The organism is Enterobacter sp. B79-1, assembly GCF_057444735.1.
Window position 1 is genome coordinate 1,309,052 of record NZ_JBYAZJ010000001.1, and the last position, 24,634, is coordinate 1,333,685.

Genomic DNA, 24,634 nt, shown 5'->3' on the forward strand with positions numbered 1-24,634 from the left:
ACAGACTCAACATCCTTCTTGCTATTAAACCGATAGGCAGAGCCAAACCGCAGGCAAAAAATCCGGTGCTATACTTAGTTCCGTAATTACCTGGGACACAAACATCAAGAGGATATGAGATTATGAGTACCGCTAAACTGGTGAAAACGAAAGCGTCTAATCTGCTTTATACCCGTAACGATGTATCGGATAGCGACAAAAAGGCGACCATTGAGTTGCTGAATCGCCAGGTGATCCAGTTCATCGATCTTTCGCTGATCACCAAGCAGGCCCACTGGAATATGCGCGGTGCAAACTTTATTGCCGTTCATGAAATGCTGGATGGCTTCCGCACAGCACTGGTTACCCACCTCGATACGATGGCCGAACGTGCCGTTCAGTTAGGCGGTGTGGCGCTGGGGACCACGCAGGTGATTAACAGCAAAACGCCTCTGAAAAGCTATCCGCTGGATATCCATACCGTTCAGGATCACCTGAAAGAGCTGGCGGATCGTTATGCCATCGTCGCGAACGACGTGCGTAAAGCCATCGGCGAAGCGAAAGACGAAGACACGGCTGATATCTTCACCGCCGCCTCTCGCGACCTGGATCAATTCCTGTGGTTTATCGAATCTAACATCGAATAAGCCATACGAATTACCAATGACACCCTCGCCTCTGGCGGGGGTTTTGCACATTTATGGTGCACACTTTTGCACTGCACACCTGCAAAAGTGAACGAAATGTAATAATCACCTCACACAACCGTTAACGGAAGATTGTTTTTCCGTCAGAATCTGCGCTAAATATCACCTCGTCAGATACGCCAAATGAGTCGCACCAAAATGGTGCCTCACGCTGGTGCAACACGACATCATTGCTCCATTTTTTGTGCAATGCGTGACATCATCCCCTTTGTAAAACAACAGCTTGTAAAGTTGGCACGATTTTTTCATGGTGCCTGTCGTTCTCGCAGGGGATCGCCCCGTGGTTATAAAAGGAAATGCTATGAAGTCTGTATTAAAAGTTTCACTGGCTGCACTTACCCTGGCATTTGCAGTGTCCTCTCAGGCTGCCGACAAACTCGTTGTGGCGACCGACACGGCGTTCGTTCCGTTTGAATTCAAACAGGGTGACAAATACGTTGGTTTTGACGTGGATCTTTGGGCTGCGGTCGCAAAAGAACTCAAACTGGACTACACCCTGAAACCGATGGACTTCAGCGGCATCATCCCTGCGCTGCAGACCAAAAACGTTGACCTGGCACTGGCGGGTATCACGATTACCGAAGAGCGTAAAAAAGCGATCGACTTCTCCGACGGCTACTACAAAAGCGGCCTGCTGGTGATGGTGAAAGCCGACAATAACGACGTAAAAAGCGTAAAAGATCTCGACGGTAAAGTGGTGGCAGTGAAGAGCGGTACGGGTTCCGTTGATTACGCGAAAGCAAATATCAAAACCAAAGATCTGCGCCAGTTCCCGAACATCGACAATGCCTACATGGAACTGGGTACCAACCGTGCTGACGCCGTTCTGCACGACACGCCGAACATCCTGTACTTCATCAAAACCGCGGGCAACGGCAAGTTCAAAGCGGTCGGTGATTCTCTGGAAGCACAGCAGTATGGTATCGCGTTCCCGAAAGGCAGCGACGACCTGAGCACGAAAGTTAACGGCGCGCTGAAAACCCTGAAAGAGAACGGCACCTATAACGAAATCTACAAAAAATGGTTCGGTACCGAGCCTAAATAATTTACCTGAATTCAGGTTTGTAACGCCCGGTGGCGCTCACGCTTGCCGGGCCTACGTTTTTCGTTTTTTACCACGGTATACAGGAATACATCATGCAGTTTGACTGGAGCGCCATCTGGCCTGCCATTCCTCTCTTGCTTGAAGGCGCTAAAATGACCCTGTGGATTTCGGTCCTGGGTCTGGTTGGCGGGTTGATTATCGGTCTTGTCGCCGGTTTCGCCCGCACCTACGGCGGCTGGATTGCAAACCACATCGCACTGGTTTTCATCGAAGTGATCCGCGGCACCCCGATTGTCGTGCAGGTCATGTTTATCTACTTCGCCCTGCCAATGGCTTTCAACGATCTGCGCATTGACCCGTTCAGCGCCGCCGTCGTGACCATTATGATCAACTCAGGCGCTTACATCGCAGAAATCACCCGCGGTGCGGTGCTGTCGATTCATAAAGGTTTCAGTGAAGCCGGTCTGGCACTGGGGCTTTCCCGTCGCGAAACGATCCGCCACGTGATTCTGCCGCTGGCGCTGCGCCGTATGCTGCCGCCACTGGGTAACCAGTGGATTATCAGCATTAAAGACACGTCGCTGTTTATTGTTATCGGCGTGGCTGAACTGACCCGTCAGGGGCAGGAGATCATTGCGGGCAACTTCCGCGCGCTGGAAATCTGGAGTGCGGTAGCCGTTGTCTATCTGATCATCACTCTGGTTCTGAGCTTCGTTCTGCGTCGTCTTGAAAGAAGGATGAAAATCCTGTGATTGAATTTAAAAACGTTTCCAAGCACTTTGGCCCAACCCAGGTGCTGCATAATATCGATTTGAGCATCAAACAGGGCGAAGTGGTGGTGATTATCGGGCCGTCCGGCTCCGGTAAATCCACCCTGCTGCGCTGCATCAACAAGCTGGAAGAGATCACCAGCGGCGATCTGATCGTCGACGGCCTGAAGGTCAATGACCCGAAAGTGGATGAGCGTCTGATTCGTCAGGAAGCGGGCATGGTGTTCCAGCAGTTCTACCTGTTCCCGCACCTCACGGCGCTGGAGAACGTGATGTTTGGCCCGCTGCGCGTGCGCGGGGCGAGCAAAGCGGCGGCGGAAGCGCAGGCAAAAGATCTGCTGGCTAAGGTCGGCCTGGCCGAACGTGCGCACCACTACCCTTCCGAGCTGTCCGGCGGCCAGCAGCAGCGCGTGGCGATTGCCCGCGCGCTGGCGGTGAAACCGAAGATGATGCTGTTTGATGAGCCGACTTCCGCGCTCGACCCGGAGCTGCGCCACGAGGTGCTGAAAGTCATGCAGGATCTGGCCGAAGAAGGAATGACGATGGTGATCGTGACCCACGAAATCGGCTTTGCTGAGAAAGTAGCGTCCCGCCTGATCTTTATTGATAAAGGCCGTATTGCTCAGGACGGTAACCCGCAAGAGCTTATTGCTAACCCGCCAGGGCAGCGTTTGCAGGAGTTCCTCCAGCACGTCTCCTGATCCCTCGCGTCACACCGAGCCGGGCCCTGCCCGGCTTTTTTACGCCAGATTGTTCCCAAAAATTCCCCTCCGCGCCTCGACTTCTATACTTATCATTTTGTTCGACATTTTCACCGGAGGGCGCCGTGCCGTGGATCCTGTTGCTGTTGATTAGCCTGTTTAGTGCGCCATCGTTCGCCGTCGCGATCCCCGGCGTCACCACCGGAACCACCGCGACGAAGGACAGTACGCCGCCACCGGAGCCCGATGTTGAAAAGAAAAAAGCCGCCTACGGCGCCCTTGCCGACGTGCTGGAAAACGACGCCGCCCGGCAAGAGTTAATCGGTGAGCTTCGTAAAGTCGCCGCCACGCCATCCCAGGAGTCCGTTCCGGCCATCACTCCGCCCCAGGTGGAGGAGCAAAAAACAGTGCTGGAAAACGTCACCGACGTCAGCCGCCACTATGGGGAGGCCCTCTCCTCTCGTTTTGCCCAGCTTTACCGAAATCTGATTGGCTCTCCGCATAAGGCCTTTAATCCACAGACCTTTTCCACTGCCGTAACGCAGTTTTTAATGCTGGCCGCCGGTGTGTTTATTTTTTACTGGCTGGTACGCCTGTGTGCCTGGCCGCTGTACCGCAAGATGGGTATCTGGGGGCGGAAAAAAAACCAGCATAAAAGCAGCTGGCTGCACCTCCCGGCGATGGTCGCCGGAGCCTTTATCATCGATTTACTGCTGCTGGCACTGACGCTGTTTGTCGGTCAGATCCTGGCCGATCGCCTCAATACGGGCAACAAAACCATTGCCTTCCAGCAGGCGCTCTTCCTCAATGCATTTGCGCTCATCGAATTTTTTAAAGCGGTGCTGCGCGTCATCTTTTGCCCGCGCGTGCCTGAACTTCGCCCGTTTAATATTAAGGATGAGAGCGCGAAATACTGGGCCGTGCGGTTAAGCGTGCTCAGCGGCCTGATTGGCTACGGCCTGCTGGTGGCCGTGCCAATCATCTCCAACCAGGTCAACGTGCAGTTTGGCGCACTGGCAAACGTGCTGATTATGCTCTGTATTACCGTCTGGTCGCTGTATCTTATCTTTCACAATAAAAAGGCGATCACCGAAAGCCTGCTGCATTTGGCCGACCGTTCCCTCTCCTTCTTCAGCCTGTTTATCCGCGCCTTCGCGCTGGTGTGGCACTGGCTGGCGAGCGCCTACTTTATTGTGCTCTGCTTCTTCTCGCTGTTTGACCCGGGAAATAGCCTGAAATTTATGATGGGGGCGACGTTCAAAAGCCTGGCGATTATCGGCGTTGCGGCTTTTGTATCTGGCCTGCTGTCCCGCTGGATCTCGAAAACCATCACCCTCTCACCGCAGGTACAGCGGAACTACCCTGAACTGCAAAAGCGCGTGAACGGCTGGATGTCGGTATCACTTAAGGTGGCGCGGATTTTGACCGTCTGCGTGGCGATTATGCTGCTGCTGAACGCCTGGGGACTGTTTGATTTCTGGAACTGGCTGCACAACGGCGCGGGTGAAAAAACGGTCGATATTCTGATTCGTATCGCGTTGATCCTGTTCTTCTCCGCCGTCGGCTGGACGCTGCTGGCGAGCCTTATCGAAAACCGTCTGGTGTCCGATATTCACGGCAGGCCCCTGCCCAGCGCGCGGGCAAGAACGCTGTTAACGTTGTTCCGCAACGCGCTGGCGGTGATCATCAGCACCATCACCATCATGATTGTACTCTCGGAGATCGGCGTGAATATCGCTCCGCTGCTGGCGGGTGCCGGGGCGCTGGGGCTGGCGATCTCCTTCGGCTCACAAACGCTGGTGAAGGATATTATTACCGGTATCTTTATTCAGTTTGAGAACGGGATGAACACGGGCGACCTGGTGACCATCGGGCCGCTGACCGGCACCGTTGAGCGAATGTCCATCCGCTCCGTCGGCGTGCGTCAGGACACCGGTGCGTATCACATTATTCCATGGTCATCGATTACCACCTTCGCCAACTTCGTGCGCGGGATTGGTTCCGTTGTGGCGAACTACGATGTGGATCGCCACGAGGATGCGGACAAAGCGAAGCAGGCGCTGCGGGAAGCGGTAGAAGAGTTGATGCAGATGGACGATATTCGCGGGCTGGTGATCGGTGAGCCGTCGTTTGCCGGGATTGTCGGGCTGACGAATACCGCATTCACCCTGCGCGTCTCATTCACCACCCAGCCGCTGAAGCAGTGGACGGTGCGTTTTGCGCTCGACAGCATGGTGAAAAAGCACTTTGATCTGGCGGATGTGCGGATGCCGGTGCAGACGTATCAGGTATTGCCGCCACCCGCATCGCCGCTGCCACCTCAGGAGCCGACGCTGTAACCGAGCCGGGTGGCGGCTTCGCCTTACCCGGCCTACGACGGGGTACTATTTGCGACGTTTGTGATTGTCCATAAACGTCCAGGCAATAAAGCGGCTCTGTTTCTGGCCTTGCGACATCTCTTTCTTCACCACTTTCACCGCACCGGCTTCGGTCAAGGCGCGGTAGAGCGGCGGCAGGTTATCGCCGCGCGACACCAGCGAGGTAAACCACTTCACCTGACGGCCGAACTCTTTACTTTCTGCAATCATGCGCAGGATAAACGCGACTTCGCCCCCTTCACACCAGAGCTCCTGCTGCTGGCCGCCAAAGTTCAGTGCGGCATCTTCCGCCTGCCCAAGGTTACGGCGCTTACGCTCGCTGCCTGCGCGTGCTGTGGCAGCAGAATCATGGAACGGCGGATTACACATCGTGGCATCGTACTGTTCGTTCTTATGAATAATGCCGTTGAAGATGGATTTGTCATCTTTCTGACGACGTAAACGGATCGCCCGGGTTAAACCTGGATTCGCGTTAATAATCGCCTGCGCACTGGCGAATGCCTCTGTGCCAATTTCACTGCCGGTAAAACGCCATTGATATTCATGCGCGCCAATCAGCGGGTAAATCAGGTTTGCCCCGGTGCCAATATCCAGGATTGTCGCCTGCTGTGGAACGACGCCATCATTCCCTTCCGCAAGAAGATCGGCGAGGTGATGGACGTAATCTGCGCGGCCAGGCACGGGTGGGCAGAGAAAGCCTTCGGGAATATCCCAGTGCGTCACGCCATAAAAATGGGCCAGCAGCGCTTTGTTCAGCGTTTTGACCGCCTGAGGATCGGCAAAGTTGACCGAGGGTTCACCCGCTGGCGTCTGTACAATAAAGTCCTGCAACTGAGGGCAGCTCAGGCACAGCGCTTTCATGTCATAGCGGCTGTTATGGCGGTTACGCGGGTGCAATCCCGGCTTTTGGGCAGTCATGGCATTCTCCTTTCAACAGCGGCGTAAGATACCCTTTGCGGACCCAACGGTAAATAACTGTCTGCCCAACGCAAAAAAACACCGGGAATCAGTCACCTTTATGTCTATGATCTGTCAGCAAATTGTCAATTTACATCGTTCAAAAAATAAGCAGATCATCATCAAATTTTTGCGCTAAATCACACTCGTCGGGCTTCTAAACTTAAAGGGAATCACCTGTTGTTTCCCCCTGAGGATGTGATTATGAAAAGATATATGACCCTTGTTGTCGCGGGTGCACTGGCAGCCGCATCTTTCTCTGCCTGGTCCGTTCAGTCACTGAATGAAAACACAGACACCAGCCAGCTGCGTGCTGCCGGTACCGTCTCCGTCAGTCGCGCGAGTAACCTTGACGATCTCCAGGATAAGCTGGCTGAAAAAGCACGTCAGGAAGGTGCCAAAGGTTTCGTGGTGAATTCCGCTGGCGGCGATAACCACATGTATGGCACAGCAACCATCTACAAATAACCGTTCGACCTTCCTCCCGACTGCATCTGCCCCAACAGATGCAGTTTCTTTATTCCTGTCTTGACCGTACGATTTTTAACCCCACATTAATGTTATGAGTTTTATAAAACCAAACAGGAGAACGCCATGGCTTCCGGTTGGGCAAATGACGACGCCGTAAACGAACAGATCAACAGTACGATTGAAGATGCTGTAGCCCGCGCTCGCGGTGAATTACCGCGCGGTAAAAGCCTGCAGGAATGTGAGGAGTGTGGCGACCCCATTCCCGAGGCGCGGCAAAAAGCCATCCCTGGGGTAAGGTTATGCATTACCTGCCAGCAGGAGAAAGATTCAAAAAATACTTCACATTCGGGATATAATCGCAGAGGATCGAAAGATAGCCAGTTACGTTGACTTTCCTTTACCTAAGTCAACGGCGCAAGCGAATACGTTTACGCTCACGAATTTTCGTACGTCGCGTAGCAAAATGTGCCCTTCATCTTCTCTCTGTAAAGCGCATCGATAAGAACTGTAAAGCGCCGCTCTGAATTTATTAATATTCAATAACTTATTTGTCATTCAATTTTTTTGATTGACCACGTCAATTCTCTTCGATTTTATCTCTTAAGAAAAACCGTGATACTTATCACATCGACGGAACATCGTCCCTTTATCAGAATAACCTGCGAGAGATTAATTATGAAAACCATCAAATATGCTGTAGCTGCTGTTGCCCTGTCTGCTCTGTCTTTCGGCGCTTTCGCTGTAGAGCCAGTGTCTTCTACTCAGGCACAGAACATGAACAAAGTGGGTGTGGTAAGTGCTGAAGGCGCAACCACGCTGGACGGTCTTGAAGCCAAACTGGCTGAGAAAGCTGCTGCTGCAGGCGCAAGCGGATACACCATCACCTCCGCTAACGGCAATAACAAACTGAGCGGCACTGCGGTTATCTACAAATAATCGAACGAATTATGCTCCACCCTCACCGTACCCTCTGGTGAGATGCTCCACCCTCATTGACCCTGTTGTTACCCTTTGTTTGCCCGTCCGCCACTGGACGGGCTTTTTTTTGCTTAAAACGACTGCGCCACGCGCTGCAGCCCGGCATCCACTGAGTCCACCTCGCCCGTCGCCAGCAAACAACAGGCCATTTGCAACCTGATGGCGTGCGGAACGGGGACATTGCCCGCCAGACACTCAACGATCCAGTGCGCGGTGGTGTGCGGATCTTTTGCCTGCGGCAGAACCACATCCCTGTTCTCTTCCCCTCGTTCAAGCACTGCACGCGAGCCAGCAGAATCAATCAACATGATTTGCGGGCAGCGCAGTGGGTTGGCATACACCTCTCCTTCCGTTCCGTGCATCAATAACGCCCGTCCGCCAATGTCCTCAAAGAACTTGCCAACACGCGTCACGTACTCCGGGTGCGATACGCTGGAAAGACGCAGAGCCGCGTCTTCACTAAACGGCGTGGCCAGTTTCGCCAGCGTGTGGGCACTGTTACGCACCCCCATACGCCAGCGCATTTCAAGCTGTTTTTCCAGCGGCGGGCAGAGCGCGCGTACCGGAATATAGACTGGCTGATGCCCGTCCAGCTTCGCCTGCGCCTGACCCGCATGCAGGGTCGGTTCGATACCCAGCAGCGCAAAGATCGTTTCCGTCAGCACGCGCGTTGGATCGTCGCTGACGCCATGTACGACAACCGGAAACCCAAGCTTGTTAAGCAAAATGGCCAGCAGCGGCGTCAGGTTCGCCTGCTTACGTGCCCCGTTATAGCTGGGAATAACAATCGGCATCGGCTTCGTAACGGGCGGCGTTAAGCGCATCGTTTTCGCCTGCATCGCGTCATAAAAACCGCGCATCTCGGCTTCACCTTCACCTTTAATACGCAGCGCGATCAGGATGCCGCCCAGCTCAAGTTCTGGCACGTCGCCGTTCAGCATATGGGTGTACAGCGCATGGGCCGTTTCCTGGTCCAGGTCACGGGCGTGATTTTTGCCTCGCCCTACCTCTTTGATAATTTTGCGATAATCCACGACTTCTCTCCTGACAGCATCATCTTATTAACAATATAGCCCTGAAGAACGCCTTGCCGTTAGTCTTTTATCTACGGAATCAACCTGCTGTTTTTATGACAAAAAATAAACTCAAGCAATTTTTCAATTATTTGTGATTTCTATAGAAGAATCTTATTCATATTTTTTTTGATTAAATAACCAGCGGAAAGTCATTAAAGGTCAACGGTGAAAACGTCCAGGCAACGTTCGCGCCAGAAACATACCAGGATTTATTATGAACAAGGTTGCTTTAGGTTTATTGATCGCCGCAGCGGTGGGATGTTCTGCATCCGCTTTTGCGGCAACAAACGGTGAAGGGCAGATTAACTTCACCGGTGAAATTATCGATTCGGCTTGTCAGGTTGTTAATGGGTTAAGCAACCCGTTAAACGTTCAGTTAGGTAAAGTCTCTAAAACGGTATTTTCCGGAACTGGCTCCACTAGCACATTAACCAAGTTTGATATTCAGTTAACTAATTGCCCGGAAACGGTCACCTCCGCAGCGATTAACTTCGGCGGGACCCCGGATTCAAATAACAATGCTGCGCTGGCGTTAACCCCTGATGTCGATGCGGCAACGGGTGTCGCTATTCAGCTGGTTGATTCTTCAGAACAACCGGTCAGCTTGTATACCCCGTCTCAGCAGTATCCATTAACCTCCGGCACGGCGGTTAACAACCTGGAGTTTGGTGCACGTTATATTCAAACGGGATCCGCGATCACCGCAGGCCCGGCTAACTCCGTATCGACCTTCACCGTTATTTATAACTGATCTTATCAATCCTGAGATATTAATGCTTTTGCGAGCATTAATATCTCATCTATTTATTGAGAAATCTTTATGCGCCATGGTTATTTACTGAGCACACTTTTACTGGTAGCCGCCACTGCACATGCAGGTGTTATTATTAATGGCACACGACTGGTTTACCAGGGAGATAAGAAGGAATCCTCTCTTGGTCTTTCAAATCCAGATGCGACGGATTATCTGGTGCAGTCCTGGGTTGATTCCGGCGGTAAAAACCTGGCCAAAGCCCCGTTCCTGATTACCCCACCGCTGTTCCGCCTTGATGCAAAAGAAGATAACGTGCTGCGCGTGGTGCGCACCGGCGGTAATTTGCCGGAAGATCGTGAATCCTTGTACTGGCTGAATATCAAAGCCATCCCGTCCTCAAAACACGTAGAAGGAATAAACACGCTACAAATTGCGATTAATACGCGCATTAAATTGCTGTATCGCCCGTCAACGGTTAAAGGCAACCCTGAAGAGGTCGCGGATAAGCTTGAATGGCATCGTGAAGGCAACGATCTGGTTGTTAATAACCCAACGCCTTTTTATATGAATTTCCAGAAGGTGACGCTGAACGGCCATAAAGTGGATAAAGCCACCTGGGCCGTTCCTAAAACTGAAACGCACTTTGCATTACCCGGCAATGTGAGTGGTTCAACCGTCGCGTATTCCATTATTACGGATTACGGCAGCATCAGCCAGACCTGGTCGAAATCAGTCCACTAATACCCCACGCAGACAATTATAATAATTATGTACAGCCATAAAAAGCCGTTCACCTGCCGAATTTCGTCACTGCTGGTCATTCTCTGTGGCCTGGCACTGGCGATCTTTGCGCAGCAGGTTATGGCTGATGATTATTTCAACCCGGCGCTGCTGGATATTGATAATCCGCAACAGGGTAAGACTGATCTCTCTGTATATGAAAAAGGGCCAGGGCAAGCACCGGGTAAATATCAGGTCGCTATTTTTATTAATAACAATAAAATTGATACCCGCAATGTCACCTTTACATTAGAAAAAAACGCCCACGGGAATAATTCACTCCAGCCCTGTTTCTCGCTTGAGGATTTAAAAAGCCTCGGCATTAAAACCCAAAAATACCCGCAGCTGATGGCAAAAGGCCAGTGCGCCGATTTAACCGCCATCCCGGCAGCCTCCGCGTCGTTTCACGTTCGCAATCAGCAACTGCTGCTCAGTATTCCACAGCTGGCCCTGGGCCAGGTTCCACGCGGCTATATCGACCCGAAAGAGTTCGACGAAGGGATCACCGCAGGGCTGCTCAATTACAGCGCCACCGCCAGCCAGAGCCACGCACGCCAGCAGGGTGAACAGGATAACAGCAGCCAGTACGTCAACCTGCGCCCTGGCTTTAACATCGGTGCCTGGCGCGTGCGGAACTATTCCACATGGAACCGCAGCACGACGGGCAAAGAAGAGCAGCAAAAATTCTCCTCCGTTTATACCTACGCCCAGCGCGATATCGTGGCGATGAAGAGCGACCTCACCGTCGGGCAAAGCTCTTCGCCTTCCGATGTTTTTGACAGCGTGCCTTATACCGGCGTGCAGCTTAACTCCGACAGCGACATGCTGCCGGACAGCGAAAAAGGCTTTGCGCCGATTATACGTGGCACTGCCCACAGCAACGCGCTGATGATGGTCCGCCAGAACGGCTATGTCATTTACCAGAACACGGTCGCGCCCGGCGCGTTTGAAATTAACGATCTCTACCCTACCGGCAGCAGCGGTGACCTGCAGGTCACCGTGAAAGAGACCGACGGCAGCGAAAGTCATTTCGTGGTGCCGTATGCCTCCGTACCGGTACTGCAGCGTGAAAAAAACCTGCGCTACAGCGTCACCGCCGGGCGTTATCGCTCTTACGACAATGATGTCGAAAAGACCCCGTTTGCCCAGGGCAGCGCGATCTATGGCTTGCCTTATGGTGTCACCGTTTACGGTGGCGTTCAGCAGAGCAGCCATTATCAGTCTCAGGCGCTCGGTGCCGGGAAAAACATGGGCGATTTAGGCGCGTTCTCCATCGACGTGACCCGCGCGAAAGCCCTGCTGAAGAAGCAGCAGTTCAGCAAAGGCCAGTCCTGGCGCGTGCGCTACAGCAAAGATTTTGCCGGTTCGGGCACCAACTTCTCGCTCGCGGGCTATCGCTACAACAGCAAAGGGTTTTACACCCTGGAAGACACCATGGAGTCTTACACCCGCTCTGACGACTGGTCTGCCCCTCAGCAGCGCCGCGCCCGAACCGAGGCCACCGTCGACCAGACGCTTCCTGAAGGCTGGGGATCCGTCACCCTGAGCATGGTGAAAGAAACCTACTGGAGTCAGAGCCAGGACATGACCTCTATGGGCGTCAGCTACAACAACAGCTGGCACGGGGTGAGCTACAGCCTGAGCTACAGCATGAACAAGAACACCCACGACAGCGATGAAAACGGCGATGAGGTGACGAACGACAACCAGTTCTCGCTGAACGTTTCCGTTCCGCTGGACCACTGGATGCATAACACCTGGGCCACCTACAACCTCAACAATACCAAAGACGGTACGACGCAGAATATCGGCCTGAACGGCACGGCGCTGAAGGAGGACAACCTGAACTGGAATATCCAGCAGGGGCTGAGCAGCACCGGTAGCGGGAACTCGACCAGCATGAATGCTGATTACAAAGCGACCTACGGCGAGGTGAGCGCAGGCGTCAGTCAGGATAAGTATCAGCAGACCGTTAACGTTGGTTTGCAGGGCGGCGTCATTGCCCATGCCAATGGCATCACCCTGAGCCAGCCGCTGGGTGAAACCATCGCACTGGTGAAAGCACCCGGCACGCACGGAACGCATATCGCTAACCAGACGGGCGTGGAGACCGACTTCCGCGGCTATACCGTCGTGCCGTTTGTTACCGCGTATCGCCATAACACCATCGCGCTGGATACCGAAACGCTGCCGGACAACGCCGACGTGACGCACGCGGCACAGGTGGTGACCCCAACGCGCGGCGCCGTGGTGCGCGCCAGCTTTAACACCCGCGTGGGCAGTCGCGTGCTGATGACGCTCACCCACAACGGTAAACCGCTGCCCTTCGGCGCAACGGTAACCACGGAGGATAAGGACAGCGAGTTTATTGTCGGTAACGACGGACAGACGTACCTCTCAGGTCTGCCACAGCAAGGGCATCTCGCCGTCTCCTGGGGAGAGGATGTGAGCGAGCATTGCGTCGCGGACTATGCGCTAACGGATGAGAAAGACAAATCCAGCATCATCAACGCTGCGGCGCAGTGTCATTGATGCATCCTTCAGGCAAATATTATGCAAATGATTAAACAGTGCTTCTTGTTACTGGTTCTGGGAACCGCCGCGTTATTTATGCCGCATGCAAAAGCGACATGCACCACGCCGGATCTGCCCAAAATGATCAATGTGGCATCCATCTCCGTCCCAACGACGCTGGCGGTTGGCGAGACCATTCCCGGCACCGAACAGATCACCCATGTCGCCGGTCATTGCGATCAGGCGGTAGAAAGCGGACAGGAAATTGTCTCTTGCTATTACGGCACTGGCGCAGAAATCCCGGGCCTGAAAGGCGTCTACGATTCTGGCGTACCCGGTGTCGGTGTTGCATTGATGAACGATCAAGGCCAACGCATCAGCGGAGCCGGAGGCGTAAACTGCATCTCAACGGGAACGCCTGTCGGTTATGTCTCCAGTGACGGCAATCTCTCTTTTAACTTTGACGTTACGCTTGAGCTGGTCAAAACCAGCGATACGGTGACGTCAGGCACGCTGAACCAAAGCCAGACCCGTTTTGGGATTGGTGTTTATCACCACGATGGCATCGGTGATCCAAACTCTGTCTCCTACGCAGGGAATATCAATGTCCAGCAGGTGACCTGCTCCGTCTCGCCAAAAAGCCTGACCGTGGTGCTGGGCGATTTTCCCGTGAGCCAGTTTTTCTCAACCGGCCTGCTCACCGACGAAAAGGACTTTAACGTCAGCCTGAACTGTAATACGACGGTTCAGCCGGAGCTGAAGATCAGCAGCGCGAACGGCTATGTCCCCGGCTACGAAGGGGTCATTAAGCTGACCCCGGAAAGCGGCGTGGCAACAGGGGTTGGCGTGTCTATCGTTGCCGATAACAGGGTTCCCGCTTTTGATGAGTACTTCACCACCTCAAGCCCCGCGAACGCCAACGAAACGCTAAACATTCCCTTCAAGGTACGCTACGAGCAGATAAGCGATACCGTCACGCCAGGACCGGCCAATACCGTCGCGACCATTACCGTTGCGTATAAGTAGGTTCACAATGAAGAGATATTTGATTTTCCTGACCCTCGGCCTATTGGCAAACGCTTATGCGGAGGATATTCAGATAGAAATGACCGGCAACATTTACGCCAATACCTGCACGGTCGATAGCGCCAGCCAGAACCTGACGGTCAATCTGGGTCAGGCTGTCGCGGGTAATTTTAAGGACGTGGGGGATACCGGCGAGTGGAAAGCGTTTGATTTGACGCTGTCAAAATGCCCGTCAACCACCACGCTTGCGACGGCGACATTTATCGGCCAGGCCGACGGCGCACACCCGAATAAATTCGCTAACACCGGTACAGCCAGTGGGCTGGCGCTGGAGCTGGCCGATCGCCCGGATAAGATGCTCATCGCCCCGCAGGCAAGCTTCAGCGTTCTGGTGAATCAGGACGATCACACCGCCGATTTCCCGCTTTCTGCCCGCTATTACGCTACCGCCCTGCCCGTTACCGCCGGCACATTCAGCAGCGTCGTTCAGGTCACGTTTATTTACCAGTAGGACCGCGCCTCTTAGCACGGATGCTTTTTGTACGCCCGGCAGAGGATTTTGCCGGGCGTTTTTTTACTTCCGGCACATCCGGTTGTTCAATCGGGAAAACGGGCAGCGCGTTCAGCAGCCGCTGACCGTAGTTTTTAGTGAGTAAACGCTTGTCATAAATCACCACCTCTCCCCAGCAGCCGTGGCTACGAATCAGACGCCCGACCTGTTGAATAAGGTTGAACGATGCCGCAGGTAAACTCTGCACCTCAAACGGATAGCGGTTGAGGCTTTTCAGCCACTCCCCTTCGGTGATCACCACCGGGCTGTCGATAGGCGGGAAAGCGATTTTATGGATGTGTACCTGCGTCAGGTAGTCCCCTTTCAAATCCAGACCTTCAGCAAAGGACTGTAACCCCACCAGCACGCTACGTTCACCGTTATCGATGCGCTTGCGGTGGGTTTCGACCAGCCGGTAGCGAGGCTGATCGCCCTGCACGAGCAGGAGTAAACGCAGGTCGGTGACGTGCTCCAGGAAGCGCTGCATCGCGCGCCCGCTGGCAAACAGCACCAGCATGCCGGGGTACTTTTTACTCTCGACCTGTTCGCGGAAGTAGGCCGCCATCTCCGCAATATGCTGCTCTTCGTTGTCGATGAGCGGCTCGAATTTCATGCGCGGAATGACCAACTTGCCCTGCTCGCAGTGGTTAAACGGCGAGTCCAGCGCCACGAAACGGTCGCCCGCTTTCTCTTTTAGGCCGCTCATCTCCTGCAAACGAGAAAAACTGTTCAGGGAGCGCAGCGTGGCAGAGGTGACAACCACGTGCGGCACGCTGCGCCAGATCAGCTTTTCCAGCTGATCGGCCACGCGGATGCCCACGCAGTGGAAAAAGAGGTGCACCTGCCCGTCCCGCTCTTCGCGGGTGGCCCATTTGGTGACCGGCGCGCCGGACGCCTGCGCCATCGAGGCCAGCCGCCAGAGCTTGCTCTGCGCTTCAAACATCCCCAGCGCGCGGTTCATCTGCAGCAGAATGCGGTGCAGACGCACCACGTCGTGAGTGCCGGTTTTCTCGCTAAGATCGTTCAGGAACATCTCCGCCAGCCCGCGCAGTTTTTCCAGATGCTTCGCCAGCTGCTGGCAAATCTCCATCACCTCTTCAGGTAACTCACCCATCGCAAAGCGGTGTTCGGCTTCCTGCGTTTGCGGAAGATAAAGATTCAAAATGTTGTTGAGCGAGGCAATCAGGCCGTAGACCTCTTCGCAGTGGTCGCTCAGCCGCTCCGGCACCGCCAGCGGCGGCGTGGTTTTCGGGCGGAACTGCTCCATGCAGGTGGCAATCAGCTTGCAGAACAGATCCAGCTGCAGGCGGAACCACGGCGCGGTAATTTCGGCGCTCATCTCCAGCGCGTCCCGCGCCACGTCCGGCAGATGGTGGCCTTCATCGAGCACCAGCAGCAGGTTTTTGGGTTCCGGCAGCACCGCTTCGCTCTCCAGGGCGGCCATCACCAGCGCGTGGTTAGCCACCACCACTTCCGCCTCCTGAATTTCGCGCCGGGCGACGAAGAACGGGCACTCGCGATAGTAGTGGCAGTTGCGGTTCAGGCAGCTCGCTTTGTCGGTGCTGAGCCTGCGCCATAAATCGTCGCTGATGGCCTTATCAGTATGATCGCGCAGGCCATCCCACTTATAGCCGTCAAGATCGATCTTGAGCGTGGCGCAGAGCTCCTGCTCGGCTTTGTTGTTAGGCGTGAGATCGTCGTCGAGGAAGGCCAGCAGATCCTGCTGCGTCGCCTCGCTGCTGGCCAGCCCCGCCAGGTTACGCGGGCACACGTAACGCCCGCGCCCAAAGGCCGCCGTAAACCGCAGGTCGGGGATGATTTTGCGCAGTAGCGGTAAATCTTTGCTGAAGATCTGATCCTGCAGCGCCACGTTGGCGGTGCTGACCACCAGCGTTTTGTCCTCTTCCCGCGCGATCGCGATGCCGGGAATAAGGTACGACAAGGTTTTCCCGACGCCGGTCGGGGCTTCAATCGCCAGATGTCGCCCGTCGTCCCCGGCGAGCGTTTTGGCCACGTCAGCAATCATCTGTCGCTGCGGCGCTCGGGGGATAAAGTCGGGGATCTGCTGTTGTAGCGCCTTATACCATGCGCCAATTTGCGCCTTGAGCGCAGCGGTTAAAGCCATTGGAAAACCTGAAATACTGTATAAACAGCCACTATTGTGGCACTTTCTCTTCGCTGCCGCAAAAAGAAAAGCCCGGCTTTACGACCGGGCTTCCAGATTACTGCGGGTTAGCAGGTTTACGCGGGCGGCGTCGACGCTGCCCTTCCCCTGCCGGTTTCCCTTCGCCGCTGCGCCACGGGTTTTCACCCGCCGGTTTGCTGTCGTTGTTACGACGCGGCGGTTTGCCGGATGATTTCGGTGCGCCACCTTCTGCACGACGCGGCTGCTGACCGCGAGCGCCACCACCCTGACCACGTCCACCGCCGCCCTGACGACCGTTTTGAATCGGCTCGGCTTTGATCGACGGGTCCACTTCGTAGCCCGGGGTTTCAATGCGCGGGATCTCTTTCTTCAGCAGACGTTCGATGTCGCGCAGCAGCTTGTGTTCATCCACGCAGACCAGAGAAAGCGCTTCACCGGTTGCCGCCGCTCGGCCGGTACGACCGATACGGTGAACGTAGTCTTCCGGCACGTTTGGCAGCTCGTAGTTCACCACGTGCGGCAGCTCTTCGATATCCAGGCCACGGGCGGCAATATCGGTCGCCACCAGCACGCGGATGTCGCCGGATTTGAAGTCCGCCAGCGCACGGGTACGCGCGCCCTGGCTCTTGTTACCGTGGATCGCCGCGCTGCGGATACCGTCTTTATTCAGCTGTTCCGCCAGGTGGTTGGCACCATGTTTGGTGCGGGTAAAGACCAGCACCTGCTGCCAGTTGCCCTGACCGATCATCTGGGAGAGCAGTTCCCGCTTGCGCTTTTTATCAACAAAGTGAACGTGCTGCGTCACCTGCTCAGAGGCGGTGTTGCGACGCGCCACTTCCACTTCCAGCGGGTTATGCAGCAGCTTTTCCGCCAGCGCCTTGATCTCGTCGGAGAAGGTCGCGGAGAAGAGCAGGTTCTGACGGCGCGCAGGCAGCTTGGCCAGCACGCGACGAATATCGTGGATGAAGCCCATGTCGAGCATGCGGTCGGCTTCGTCCAGAACCAGAATTTCAACCTGATCCAGCTTAACCGCGTTCTGGTGTTCCAGATCCAGCAGACGGCCCGGCGTTGCCACCAGCACGTCCACGCCGCCGCGCAGCTTCATCATCTGTGGGTTGATGCTGACGCCACCGAAAACCACCAGCGAGCGAATGTTGAGATAGCGGCTGTAGTCACGCACGTTCTCACCAATCTGCGCGGCCAGCTCACGAGTAGGCGTCAGGATCAGGGCACGAACCGGACGACGGCTTTTGGCGTGCGGCTGGTTTTTTACCAGCAGTTCCAGCAGCGGCAGGGTAAAGCCCGCGGTTTTACCGGTGCCGGTCTGGGCGCTGGCCATCAGGTCACGACCCTGAAGCACGGCTGGGATCGCCTGCTGCTGGATTGGGGTTGGCTCAACGTAGCCCTGTTCTGCGATCGCGCGCAGAATTTCCGGGTTCAGGCCAAGGGAATCAAAAGACATAAAAACTCCGAACCGCCCCGACCATCACAGGTGTAGTTTTCAGGGAGATATAACGAATAGGGGAGGACAAAAACCACAATGTCGCGAAGGGGCGGAGTGTAGCAGCTTTTGTGACGTGGCGCATAAAATATCCCTCAACATTCCCTCGACGGGAGAGTGAATCAGACATAATCTTAATCAATCGATTGATTAATTCTTAATGCCGCCATGAATACGACACCCACAACAACCAAAGGTGAACAGGCCAAAAATCAGCTTATCGCCGCCGCGCTGGCGCAGTTTGGCGAGTACGGGCTGCATGCGACCACGCGCGATATTGCCGCGCTGGCCGGGCAGAACATTGCGGCTATTACCTACTATTTTGGCTCAAAAGAGGATTTATACCTCGCCTGCGCCGAGTGGATCGCCGATTTTATCGGCACGCAGTTTCACCCGCACGTGGAAGAGGCCACCGCGCTGCTCGGCCAGCCGTCGCCCGATCGCGCCGCCGTTCGCCAGCTTATTCTCAACGCCTGTCATAATATGATCCGCCTGCTGACGCACGACGATACGCTCAACCTGAGCAAGTTTATCTCCCGCGAGCAGCTCTCCCCTACAGCCGCCTACCAGCGGGTACACGATCGGGTGATCGCGCCGATGCACTCGCACCTGACCCGGCTTATCGCGGCCTATACCGGACGCGATGCACGCGACACCGAAATGATTTTGCATACCCATGCCCTGCTGGGCGAAGTGCTCGCCTTCCGTCTGGGGCGGGAGACCATCCTGTTACGCACGGGCTGGACACAATTTGATGAGGATAAAGCCGAGCAGATTAGCAAGGTGATCGCCTGTCACGTCGATCTGATCCTGCAAGGCTTAACGCAAAGGAGCCTGAAGTCATGAAAAAACCTGTCGCCATCGTTCTGGTGGTTGTTGTGTTGCTTGCTGCTGGAATAGGTGGCTGGCTGTGGTATCAGAGCCAGCAGGATAAAGGCCTGACGCTGTACGGTAACGTGGATATTCGCACGGTGAACATGAGCTTCCGCGTCGGCGGACGTCTCGCCTCGCTGAGCGTTGACGAAGGCGATGCCATCAAAAGCGGGCAGACGCTGGGGATGCTGGATAAGGCGCCCTATGAGAACGCGCTGATGCAGGCCAAAGCGGGCGTATCCGTGGCTCAGGCGCAGTATGACCTGATGCTGGCAGGCTATCGCGATGAAGAGATCGCCCAGGCCGCCGCCGCCGTTAAGCAGGCGAAAGCCGCCTATGACTACGCGCAGAACTTCTACGCGCGCCAGCAGGGGCTGTGGAAAAGCCGCACCATTTCCGCTAACGATCTGGAAAATGCGCGCTCGTCCCGCGACCAGGCGCAGGCGACGCTGAAATCCGCCCAGGATAAGTTAAGCCAGTACCGCACCGGTAACCGCGCGCAGGATATTGCCCAGGCGAAAGCCAGCCTTGAACAGGCACAGGCGCAGCTGGCCCAGGCGGAGCTGGACCTGCGCGACACCACGTTAATCGCCCCGTCCGACGGCACGCTGATGACCCGCGCCGTGGAGCCGGGCAGCATGCTCAGCGCGGGCAGCACCGTCTTAACGCTCTCCCTGACCCGCCCGGTGTGGGTGCGCGCCTACATTGACGAGCCGAACCTCGGCCAGATGCAGCCGGGCCGCGAGCTGCTGCTCTATACCGATGGTCGCCCGGACAAGCCGTATCACGGCAAAGTGGGCTTTGTCTCCCCTACCGCCGAATTCACCCCGAAAACGGTTGAAACACCGGACCTGCGAACCGACCTGGTGTATCGCCTGCGCATCATCGTCACCGATGCGGACGACGCGCTGCGTCAGGGTATGCCCGTAACCGTAACAGTCAGCGACGGGGAACGACATGAATGACGCGGTTATCCAGCTCAACAATCTGGTCAAACGCTTTAAGGGAATGGACAAACCGGCCGTCGCGCCGCTGAACGGCACCATCCAGAAAGGCTACGTGACCGGGCTGGTCGGTCCGGACGGCGCGGGGAAAACCACGCTGATGCGGATGCTGGCGGGGTTGCTCAAGCCGGATGAAGGTACGGCCAGCGTGCTTGGTCTTGACCCGATAAAAGACGACGGTGCGCTCCACGCCATGCTCGGCTATATGCCGCAGAAGTTTGGCCTGTATGAAGACCTGACGGTGATGGAAAACCTGAATCTGTACGCCGATCTGCGCAGCGTCACCGGCGAAACGCGACAGAAAACCTTCGCGCGCCTGCTGGAGTTTACCTCCCTCGGCCCGTTCACCGACCGGCTGGCGGGCAAGCTTTCCGGCGGGATGAAGCAGAAGCTGGGGCTGGCCTGCACGCTGGTCGGCGAGCCAAAGGTGCTGCTGCTGGATGAGCCCGGCGTTGGCGTTGACCCGATTTCGCGCCGCGAGCTGTGGCAGATGGTGCACGAGCTGGCGGGTGATGGGATGCTGATCCTCTGGAGCACCTCCTACCTCGACGAAGCGGAACAGTGCCGGGATGTGCTGCTGATGAACGAAGGCGAACTGCTTTATCAGGGCGAGCCGACGACGCTGACGCAGAGCATGGCCGGGCGCAGCTTCCTGCTGCATAGCCCGCAGGAGTCCAACCGCAGGCTGCTGCAGCGGGTGCTCAGGCTGCCGCAGGTGAGCGACGGGATGATCCAGGGCCGCTCGGTGCGCATTATTCTCAAAAAAGAGGCCGCAGCCGACGACATTCGCCAGGCGCAAGGCATGCCTGAGATCGAGATAGAAGAGACCGCGCCGCGCTTTGAGGACGCGTTTATCGACCTGCTGGGCGGCGCGGGTACATCAGAGTCGCCGCTTGCCGCCATTCTGCATACGGTGGAAGGCACGCCGGGCGAAACGGTCATTGAAGCCAAATCCCTCACCAAAAAGTTCGGGGATTTCGCCGCCACCGATAACGTCAATTTCGCGGTTAAACGCGGCGAGATTTTTGGCCTGCTTGGACCAAACGGCGCGGGAAAATCGACAACCTTTAAGATGATGTGCGGCCTGCTGGTGCCGACATCCGGCAAGGCGCTGGTGCTGGATATGGATCTGAAGGTCAGCTCCGGCAAGGCGCGCCAGCATCTCGGGTATATGGCGCAGAAGTTTTCGCTGTATGGCAACCTGACGGTCGAGCAGAATCTGCGCTTTTTCTCCGGCGTGTACGGCCTGCGCGGGCGGGCGCAGAACGAAAAAATCCGCCGCATGAGCGACGCCTTCGCGTTAACCAACATTGCGTCCCACGCCACCGACGAGCTGCCGCTCGGCTTTAAGCAGCGGCTGGCGCTGGCCTGCTCGCTGATGCACGAGCCGGATATTCTGTTTCTGGATGAACCGACATCCGGCGTGGATCCCATTACCCGCCGCGAGTTCTGGCTGCACATCAACAGCATGGTGGAAAAAGGGGTCACCGTGATGGTGACCACCCACTTTATGGACGAGGCGGAGTACTGCGACCGCATCGGGCTGGTGTATCGCGGCAAACTGATTGCCCACGGCACGCCGGACGACCTGAAAAACCAGGCCGCCGACGACGCACAGCCAGACCCGACCATGGAGCAGGCGTTTATCACCCTCATCCACGACTGGGATAAGGAGAATGCCCATGCACAGTAATGCGATTTCGTGGCGCAGGGTGCGCGCGCTATGCATTAAAGAGACGCGGCAGATCGTGCGTGACCCCAGCAGCTGGCTGATTGCGGTGGTGATCCCCCTGCTGCTGCTGTTTATCTTTGGCTACGGCATTAACCTGGACTCCAGCAAGCTGCGGGTCGGGATTTTGCTGGAGCAGCAGAGCGAGGAGTCGCTGGATTTCACTCATGCCATGACCGGCTCGCCCTACATTGACGCCACCATCAGCGACAACCGGCAGGAATTGATCCAGAAAATGCAGGCCGGGAAAATTCGCGGTCTGATCGTCATTCCGGTGGATTTCGCCGCCAATATGGCGCGCGCTGAAACCGATGCGCCGATCCAGGTGATCACCGACGGCAGCGAGCCGAACACCGCGAACTTCGTGCAGGGCTACGCGGAGGGGATCTGGCAGCTCTGGCAGATGCAGCGCGCCGAAGACCGGGGTGAGGAGTTTGAGCCGCTGATCGATGTGCAGACGCGCTACTGGTTTAACCCCGCCGCCATCAGCCAGCACTTTATTATTCCGGGCGCGGTGACCATCATCATGACGGTAATCGGCGCGATACTGACCTCGCTGGTGATCGCCCGCGAGTGGGAGCGCGGCACCATGGAGGCGCTGCTCTCTACCGAAGTCACGCGCGTCGAGCTGCTACTGTGTAAGCTCATCCCCTACTACTTCCTCGGCATGCTGGCGATGCTGCTCTGTATGCTTGTCGCCGTCTTTATCCTCGGCGTGCCGTATCGCGGCTCGCTTGTCGTGCTGTTCTTTATCACCAGCCTGTTTTTACTCAGCACGCTGGGCATGGGGCTGCTCATCTCCACCATCACCCGCAACCAGTTTAACGCCGCGCAGGTGGCCCTCAACGCCGCTTTCCTGCCGTCGATTATGCTGTCCGGGTTTATCTTTCAGATAGACAGTATGCCTGCGGTGATCCGCGCCGTGACCTATGTTATTCCGGCTCGCTACTTTGTGAGCACGCTGCAAAGCCTGTTCCTGGCGGGGAATATTCCAGTGGTGCTGATTATCAACACCCTGTTTTTGATGGCGTCGGCGGTGATGTTTATCGGGTTGACGTGGATGAAAACCAAACGGCGGTTAGATTAAGGAGCGCGCATGTTTCACCGTTTATGGACATTGATCCGCAAAGAGCTGCAATCCCTGCTGCGCGAGCCGCAAACCCGCGCCATTCTGGTTTTGCCGGTGCTGATCCAGGTTTTACTGTTCCCGTTTGCCGCCACCCTTGAGGTGACCAACGCCACCATCGCGATTTATAACGAAGACAACGGCAAACATTCCGTCGAGTTAACGCAGCGCTTTGCCCGCGCGAAGGCCTTTACTCACATCCTGCTGCTGAAAAGCCCGCAGGCGATCCAGCCCACCATCGACACGCAAAAAGCGCTGCTGCTGGTGCGGTTCCCGGCGGATTTCTCCCGCAATCTGGATACCTTCCAGACCGCGCCGATGCAGCTGATCCTCGACGGGCGTAACTCCAACAGCGCCCAGATCGCAGCGAACTATCTGCAGCAGGTGGTGAAGGATTACCAGCAGGAGCTGATGGAGGGCAAACCGAAGCCTAACAACAGCGAGCTGGTAGTGCGCAACTGGTACAACCCGAATCTGGACTATAAGTGGTTCGTGGTGCCGTCGCTGATCGCCATGATCACGACCATCGGGGTGATGATCGTCACCTCCCTGTCCGTCGCCCGCGAGCGCGAACAGGGCACGCTGGACCAGCTGCTGGTCTCCCCGCTCGCCACCTGGCAGATTTTCGTCGGCAAAGCGGTTCCGGCGCTGATTGTCGCGACCTTCCAGGCCACCATCGTGCTGGGAGTAGGTATTTGGGCCTACCAGATCCCGTTCGCCGGTTCGCTGGCGCTGTTTTACTTCACGATGGTGATTTACGGGCTGTCGCTGGTGGGGTTTGGACTGCTGATCTCGGCGCTCTGCTCGACGCAGCAGCAGGCATTTATCGGGGTATTCGTCTTTATGATGCCCGCAATTTTGCTCTCGGGTTATGTTTCCCCCGTCGAGAATATGCCGGTGTGGCTACAGGATCTGACGTGGGTAAACCCGATTCGGCACTTTACGGACATCACCAAGCAAATCTATCTGAAGGATGCGAGCCTGGACATTGTCTGGGGAAGTTTGTGGCCGCTACTGGTTATCGCGGCCACGACGGGATCAGTGGCGTACGCGATGTTTAGACGCAACATTGCGTAGCTTTTTCTCTTTGGTGAGTAAAGAGACAACCGCAGGCCCTGCGAGGATTGCCAGACCCGCCAGGGCCAGCAGCAGGTTGTTTTGCAGCACGCGCGACAGCAGCCAAAGCACAATCATCGCGGCACCAAAATACCAGGTGGTGGTGAGCTCTTCGAGCACATCACCCACTTCACGCCAGCGCGCTTCATGGTGGCGCTGTAAGAACAGCATCGACAGCACGGTGACGCCGTAAAGCACGCATAGCCCCAGACCAACATGCACCAGCGTGCCGCTCATCCAGCCCATCACCAGTACGGCCACGACCAGTAAATGCAACATTATCTGCCAGCAACTCAAACCCGTTGCGACACGAACACGTTGTTGCCACTTCATGGCTTCTCTCCTGAAGGATTTTTCTCTGCTAGTTCAGACTACCGCACTTTACGGAAAATTCCGTAACGCCGCATCTTTTTGTGACGCCGACTACACTTTATTTTCATCGGGATAGTCACC

Annotated in this window: 23 protein-coding genes; 18 read left to right on the forward strand and 5 right to left on the reverse strand. The window is 55.9% G+C overall.

Going from position 1 to position 24,634, the window contains the following annotated elements:
* Positions 1-122 precede the first annotated feature (122 nt).
* The 5 genes from dps to ybiO all read left to right on the forward strand — a co-directional run bounded on the left by dps (position 123) and on the right by ybiO (position 5,541).
* On the forward strand, positions 123-626 hold the full coding sequence (dps, locus tag AC2T6E_RS06320) for a DNA starvation/stationary phase protection protein Dps (RefSeq protein WP_010428924.1): 504 nt from the start codon (positions 123-125) through the stop codon (positions 624-626).
* A gap of 361 nt (positions 627-987) precedes the next feature.
* Positions 988-1,731, forward strand: coding sequence for a glutamine ABC transporter substrate-binding protein GlnH (gene glnH / locus AC2T6E_RS06325; protein WP_486690942.1), 744 nt, complete (start codon positions 988-990; stop codon positions 1,729-1,731).
* Between the two features lie 92 nt (positions 1,732-1,823).
* Complete coding sequence (glnP, locus tag AC2T6E_RS06330; RefSeq protein WP_010428919.1) at positions 1,824-2,483, forward strand: glutamine ABC transporter permease GlnP; 660 nt, start codon at positions 1,824-1,826, stop codon at positions 2,481-2,483.
* The gene (gene glnQ / locus AC2T6E_RS06335; RefSeq protein ID WP_089598967.1) at positions 2,480-3,202 is read left to right on the forward strand and encodes a glutamine ABC transporter ATP-binding protein GlnQ; all 723 of its coding nucleotides are present in this window, start codon (positions 2,480-2,482) and stop codon (positions 3,200-3,202) included. The genes glnP and glnQ overlap by 4 nt, the downstream gene beginning before the upstream one ends.
* A gap of 125 nt (positions 3,203-3,327) precedes the next feature.
* Positions 3,328-5,541 (forward strand): mechanosensitive channel protein, encoded by a 2,214-nt coding sequence (ybiO, locus tag AC2T6E_RS06340; RefSeq protein ID WP_444508376.1) that lies wholly within the window; start codon positions 3,328-3,330, stop codon positions 5,539-5,541.
* A 45-nt stretch (positions 5,542-5,586) separates the two neighbouring features.
* On the opposite strand, the gene rlmF is transcribed toward ybiO, so the two are convergent.
* Positions 5,587-6,498 (reverse strand): 23S rRNA (adenine(1618)-N(6))-methyltransferase RlmF, encoded by a 912-nt coding sequence (gene rlmF / locus AC2T6E_RS06345; protein WP_108415915.1) that lies wholly within the window; start codon positions 6,496-6,498, stop codon positions 5,587-5,589.
* A 243-nt stretch (positions 6,499-6,741) separates the two neighbouring features.
* On the opposite strand from rlmF, the gene mcbA reads away from it, so the two are divergent.
* From mcbA to ybiJ, 3 genes are all read left to right on the forward strand, one after another.
* Entirely contained in the window at positions 6,742-7,005 is a 264-nt protein-coding gene (mcbA, locus tag AC2T6E_RS06350; protein ID WP_042716255.1) for a DUF1471 family periplasmic protein McbA, read from the forward strand.
* Positions 7,006-7,131: 126 nt separating this feature from the next.
* Positions 7,132-7,398 (forward strand): DksA/TraR family C4-type zinc finger protein, encoded by a 267-nt coding sequence (locus AC2T6E_RS06355; RefSeq protein WP_108415913.1) that lies wholly within the window; start codon positions 7,132-7,134, stop codon positions 7,396-7,398.
* Positions 7,399-7,683: 285 nt separating this feature from the next.
* Positions 7,684-7,944 carry a DUF1471 family protein YbiJ gene (gene ybiJ / locus AC2T6E_RS06360; protein WP_029485014.1) on the forward strand — a complete coding sequence of 87 codons (261 nt, stop codon included), beginning with the start codon at positions 7,684-7,686 and terminating at the stop codon, positions 7,942-7,944.
* Between the two features lie 113 nt (positions 7,945-8,057).
* Here ybiJ and ybiB read toward each other — a convergent pair whose 3' ends face one another.
* Positions 8,058-9,020 (reverse strand): DNA-binding protein YbiB, encoded by a 963-nt coding sequence (gene ybiB / locus AC2T6E_RS06365; protein ID WP_174340596.1) that lies wholly within the window; start codon positions 9,018-9,020, stop codon positions 8,058-8,060.
* A gap of 256 nt (positions 9,021-9,276) precedes the next feature.
* Between ybiB and AC2T6E_RS06370 the strand changes: the two genes are divergently transcribed.
* The 5 genes from AC2T6E_RS06370 (at position 9,277) to AC2T6E_RS06390 (ending at position 14,647) form a co-directional block, all read left to right on the forward strand.
* Entirely contained in the window at positions 9,277-9,813 is a 537-nt protein-coding gene (locus AC2T6E_RS06370) for a fimbrial protein (RefSeq protein ID WP_120158391.1), read from the forward strand.
* Between the two features lie 69 nt (positions 9,814-9,882).
* The gene (locus AC2T6E_RS06375; RefSeq protein ID WP_174340595.1) at positions 9,883-10,557 is read left to right on the forward strand and encodes a fimbrial biogenesis chaperone; all 675 of its coding nucleotides are present in this window, start codon (positions 9,883-9,885) and stop codon (positions 10,555-10,557) included.
* A gap of 27 nt (positions 10,558-10,584) precedes the next feature.
* Complete coding sequence (locus AC2T6E_RS06380; RefSeq protein ID WP_486690949.1) at positions 10,585-13,128, forward strand: fimbria/pilus outer membrane usher protein; 2,544 nt, start codon at positions 10,585-10,587, stop codon at positions 13,126-13,128.
* 21 nt (positions 13,129-13,149) lie between these two features.
* Entirely contained in the window at positions 13,150-14,136 is a 987-nt protein-coding gene (locus AC2T6E_RS06385; RefSeq protein ID WP_108415910.1) for a fimbrial protein, read from the forward strand.
* A gap of 7 nt (positions 14,137-14,143) precedes the next feature.
* The gene (locus AC2T6E_RS06390; RefSeq protein WP_108415909.1) at positions 14,144-14,647 is read left to right on the forward strand and encodes a fimbrial protein; all 504 of its coding nucleotides are present in this window, start codon (positions 14,144-14,146) and stop codon (positions 14,645-14,647) included.
* On the opposite strand, the gene dinG is transcribed toward AC2T6E_RS06390, so the two are convergent.
* Entirely contained in the window at positions 14,634-16,811 is a 2,178-nt protein-coding gene (dinG, locus tag AC2T6E_RS06395) for an ATP-dependent DNA helicase DinG (RefSeq protein WP_486690952.1), read from the reverse strand. The genes AC2T6E_RS06390 and dinG overlap by 14 nt on opposite strands.
* 97 nt (positions 16,812-16,908) lie before the next feature.
* Positions 16,909-18,294, reverse strand: a complete 1,386-nt coding sequence (gene rhlE, locus AC2T6E_RS06400) for an ATP-dependent RNA helicase RhlE (protein WP_486690954.1) — start codon at positions 18,292-18,294, stop codon at positions 16,909-16,911.
* Between the two features lie 207 nt (positions 18,295-18,501).
* Here rhlE and cecR point away from each other — a divergent pair, with 207 nt between their 5' ends.
* Genes cecR through AC2T6E_RS06425 form a run of 5 tightly spaced genes read left to right on the forward strand, consistent with a single transcriptional unit; the run spans position 18,502 to position 24,142 of the window.
* Positions 18,502-19,179: a transcriptional regulator CecR gene (gene cecR, locus AC2T6E_RS06405; protein WP_182402643.1), complete on the forward strand. Its 678-nt coding sequence runs from the start codon at positions 18,502-18,504 to the stop codon at positions 19,177-19,179.
* Positions 19,176-20,171 (forward strand): secretion protein HlyD, encoded by a 996-nt coding sequence (gene hlyD, locus AC2T6E_RS06410; protein ID WP_010428860.1) that lies wholly within the window; start codon positions 19,176-19,178, stop codon positions 20,169-20,171. Before cecR ends, hlyD begins: the two co-directional genes overlap by 4 nt.
* Positions 20,164-21,903 carry an ATP-binding cassette domain-containing protein gene (locus AC2T6E_RS06415; protein WP_460212643.1) on the forward strand — a complete coding sequence of 580 codons (1,740 nt, stop codon included), beginning with the start codon at positions 20,164-20,166 and terminating at the stop codon, positions 21,901-21,903. The genes hlyD and AC2T6E_RS06415 overlap by 8 nt, the downstream gene beginning before the upstream one ends.
* On the forward strand, positions 21,893-23,026 hold the full coding sequence (locus tag AC2T6E_RS06420) for an ABC transporter permease (RefSeq protein WP_470296632.1): 1,134 nt from the start codon (positions 21,893-21,895) through the stop codon (positions 23,024-23,026). Before AC2T6E_RS06415 ends, AC2T6E_RS06420 begins: the two co-directional genes overlap by 11 nt.
* A gap of 9 nt (positions 23,027-23,035) precedes the next feature.
* Positions 23,036-24,142, forward strand: a complete 1,107-nt coding sequence (locus AC2T6E_RS06425; RefSeq protein WP_042715003.1) for an ABC transporter permease — start codon at positions 23,036-23,038, stop codon at positions 24,140-24,142.
* Here AC2T6E_RS06425 and AC2T6E_RS06430 read toward each other — a convergent pair.
* On the reverse strand, positions 24,104-24,514 hold the full coding sequence (locus AC2T6E_RS06430; protein ID WP_089598953.1) for a YbhQ family protein: 411 nt from the start codon (positions 24,512-24,514) through the stop codon (positions 24,104-24,106). The genes AC2T6E_RS06425 and AC2T6E_RS06430 overlap by 39 nt on opposite strands.
* Between the last annotated feature and the right edge of the window lie 120 nt (positions 24,515-24,634).

Bases quoted from the DNA above. Each gene is read 5' to 3' on its own strand.
- AC2T6E_RS06355 (WP_108415913.1), top strand. From the start codon at position 7,132: ATGGCTTCCGGTTGGGCAAATGACGACGCCGTAAACGAACAGATCAAC.
- AC2T6E_RS06390 (WP_108415909.1), top strand. From the start codon at position 14,144: ATGAAGAGATATTTGATTTTCCTGACCCTCGGCCTATTGGCAAACGCT.
- AC2T6E_RS06430 (WP_089598953.1), bottom strand. From the start codon at position 24,514: ATGAAGTGGCAACAACGTGTTCGTGTCGCAACGGGTTTGAGTTGCTGG.
- dinG (WP_486690952.1), bottom strand. From the start codon at position 16,811: ATGGCTTTAACCGCTGCGCTCAAGGCGCAAATTGGCGCATGGTATAAG.
- AC2T6E_RS06375 (WP_174340595.1), top strand. From the start codon at position 9,883: ATGCGCCATGGTTATTTACTGAGCACACTTTTACTGGTAGCCGCCACT.
- rlmF (WP_108415915.1), bottom strand. From the start codon at position 6,498: ATGACTGCCCAAAAGCCGGGATTGCACCCGCGTAACCGCCATAACAGC.
- AC2T6E_RS06425 (WP_042715003.1), top strand. From the start codon at position 23,036: ATGTTTCACCGTTTATGGACATTGATCCGCAAAGAGCTGCAATCCCTG.
- mcbA (WP_042716255.1), top strand. From the start codon at position 6,742: ATGAAAAGATATATGACCCTTGTTGTCGCGGGTGCACTGGCAGCCGCA.
- AC2T6E_RS06415 (WP_460212643.1), top strand. From the start codon at position 20,164: ATGAATGACGCGGTTATCCAGCTCAACAATCTGGTCAAACGCTTTAAG.
- dps (WP_010428924.1), top strand. From the start codon at position 123: ATGAGTACCGCTAAACTGGTGAAAACGAAAGCGTCTAATCTGCTTTAT.
- glnP (WP_010428919.1), top strand. From the start codon at position 1,824: ATGCAGTTTGACTGGAGCGCCATCTGGCCTGCCATTCCTCTCTTGCTT.
- rhlE (WP_486690954.1), bottom strand. From the start codon at position 18,294: ATGTCTTTTGATTCCCTTGGCCTGAACCCGGAAATTCTGCGCGCGATC.
- cecR (WP_182402643.1), top strand. From the start codon at position 18,502: ATGAATACGACACCCACAACAACCAAAGGTGAACAGGCCAAAAATCAG.
- AC2T6E_RS06380 (WP_486690949.1), top strand. From the start codon at position 10,585: ATGTACAGCCATAAAAAGCCGTTCACCTGCCGAATTTCGTCACTGCTG.
- glnH (WP_486690942.1), top strand. From the start codon at position 988: ATGAAGTCTGTATTAAAAGTTTCACTGGCTGCACTTACCCTGGCATTT.
- AC2T6E_RS06420 (WP_470296632.1), top strand. From the start codon at position 21,893: ATGCACAGTAATGCGATTTCGTGGCGCAGGGTGCGCGCGCTATGCATT.
- AC2T6E_RS06385 (WP_108415910.1), top strand. From the start codon at position 13,150: ATGCAAATGATTAAACAGTGCTTCTTGTTACTGGTTCTGGGAACCGCC.
- AC2T6E_RS06370 (WP_120158391.1), top strand. From the start codon at position 9,277: ATGAACAAGGTTGCTTTAGGTTTATTGATCGCCGCAGCGGTGGGATGT.
- ybiJ (WP_029485014.1), top strand. From the start codon at position 7,684: ATGAAAACCATCAAATATGCTGTAGCTGCTGTTGCCCTGTCTGCTCTG.
- hlyD (WP_010428860.1), top strand. From the start codon at position 19,176: ATGAAAAAACCTGTCGCCATCGTTCTGGTGGTTGTTGTGTTGCTTGCT.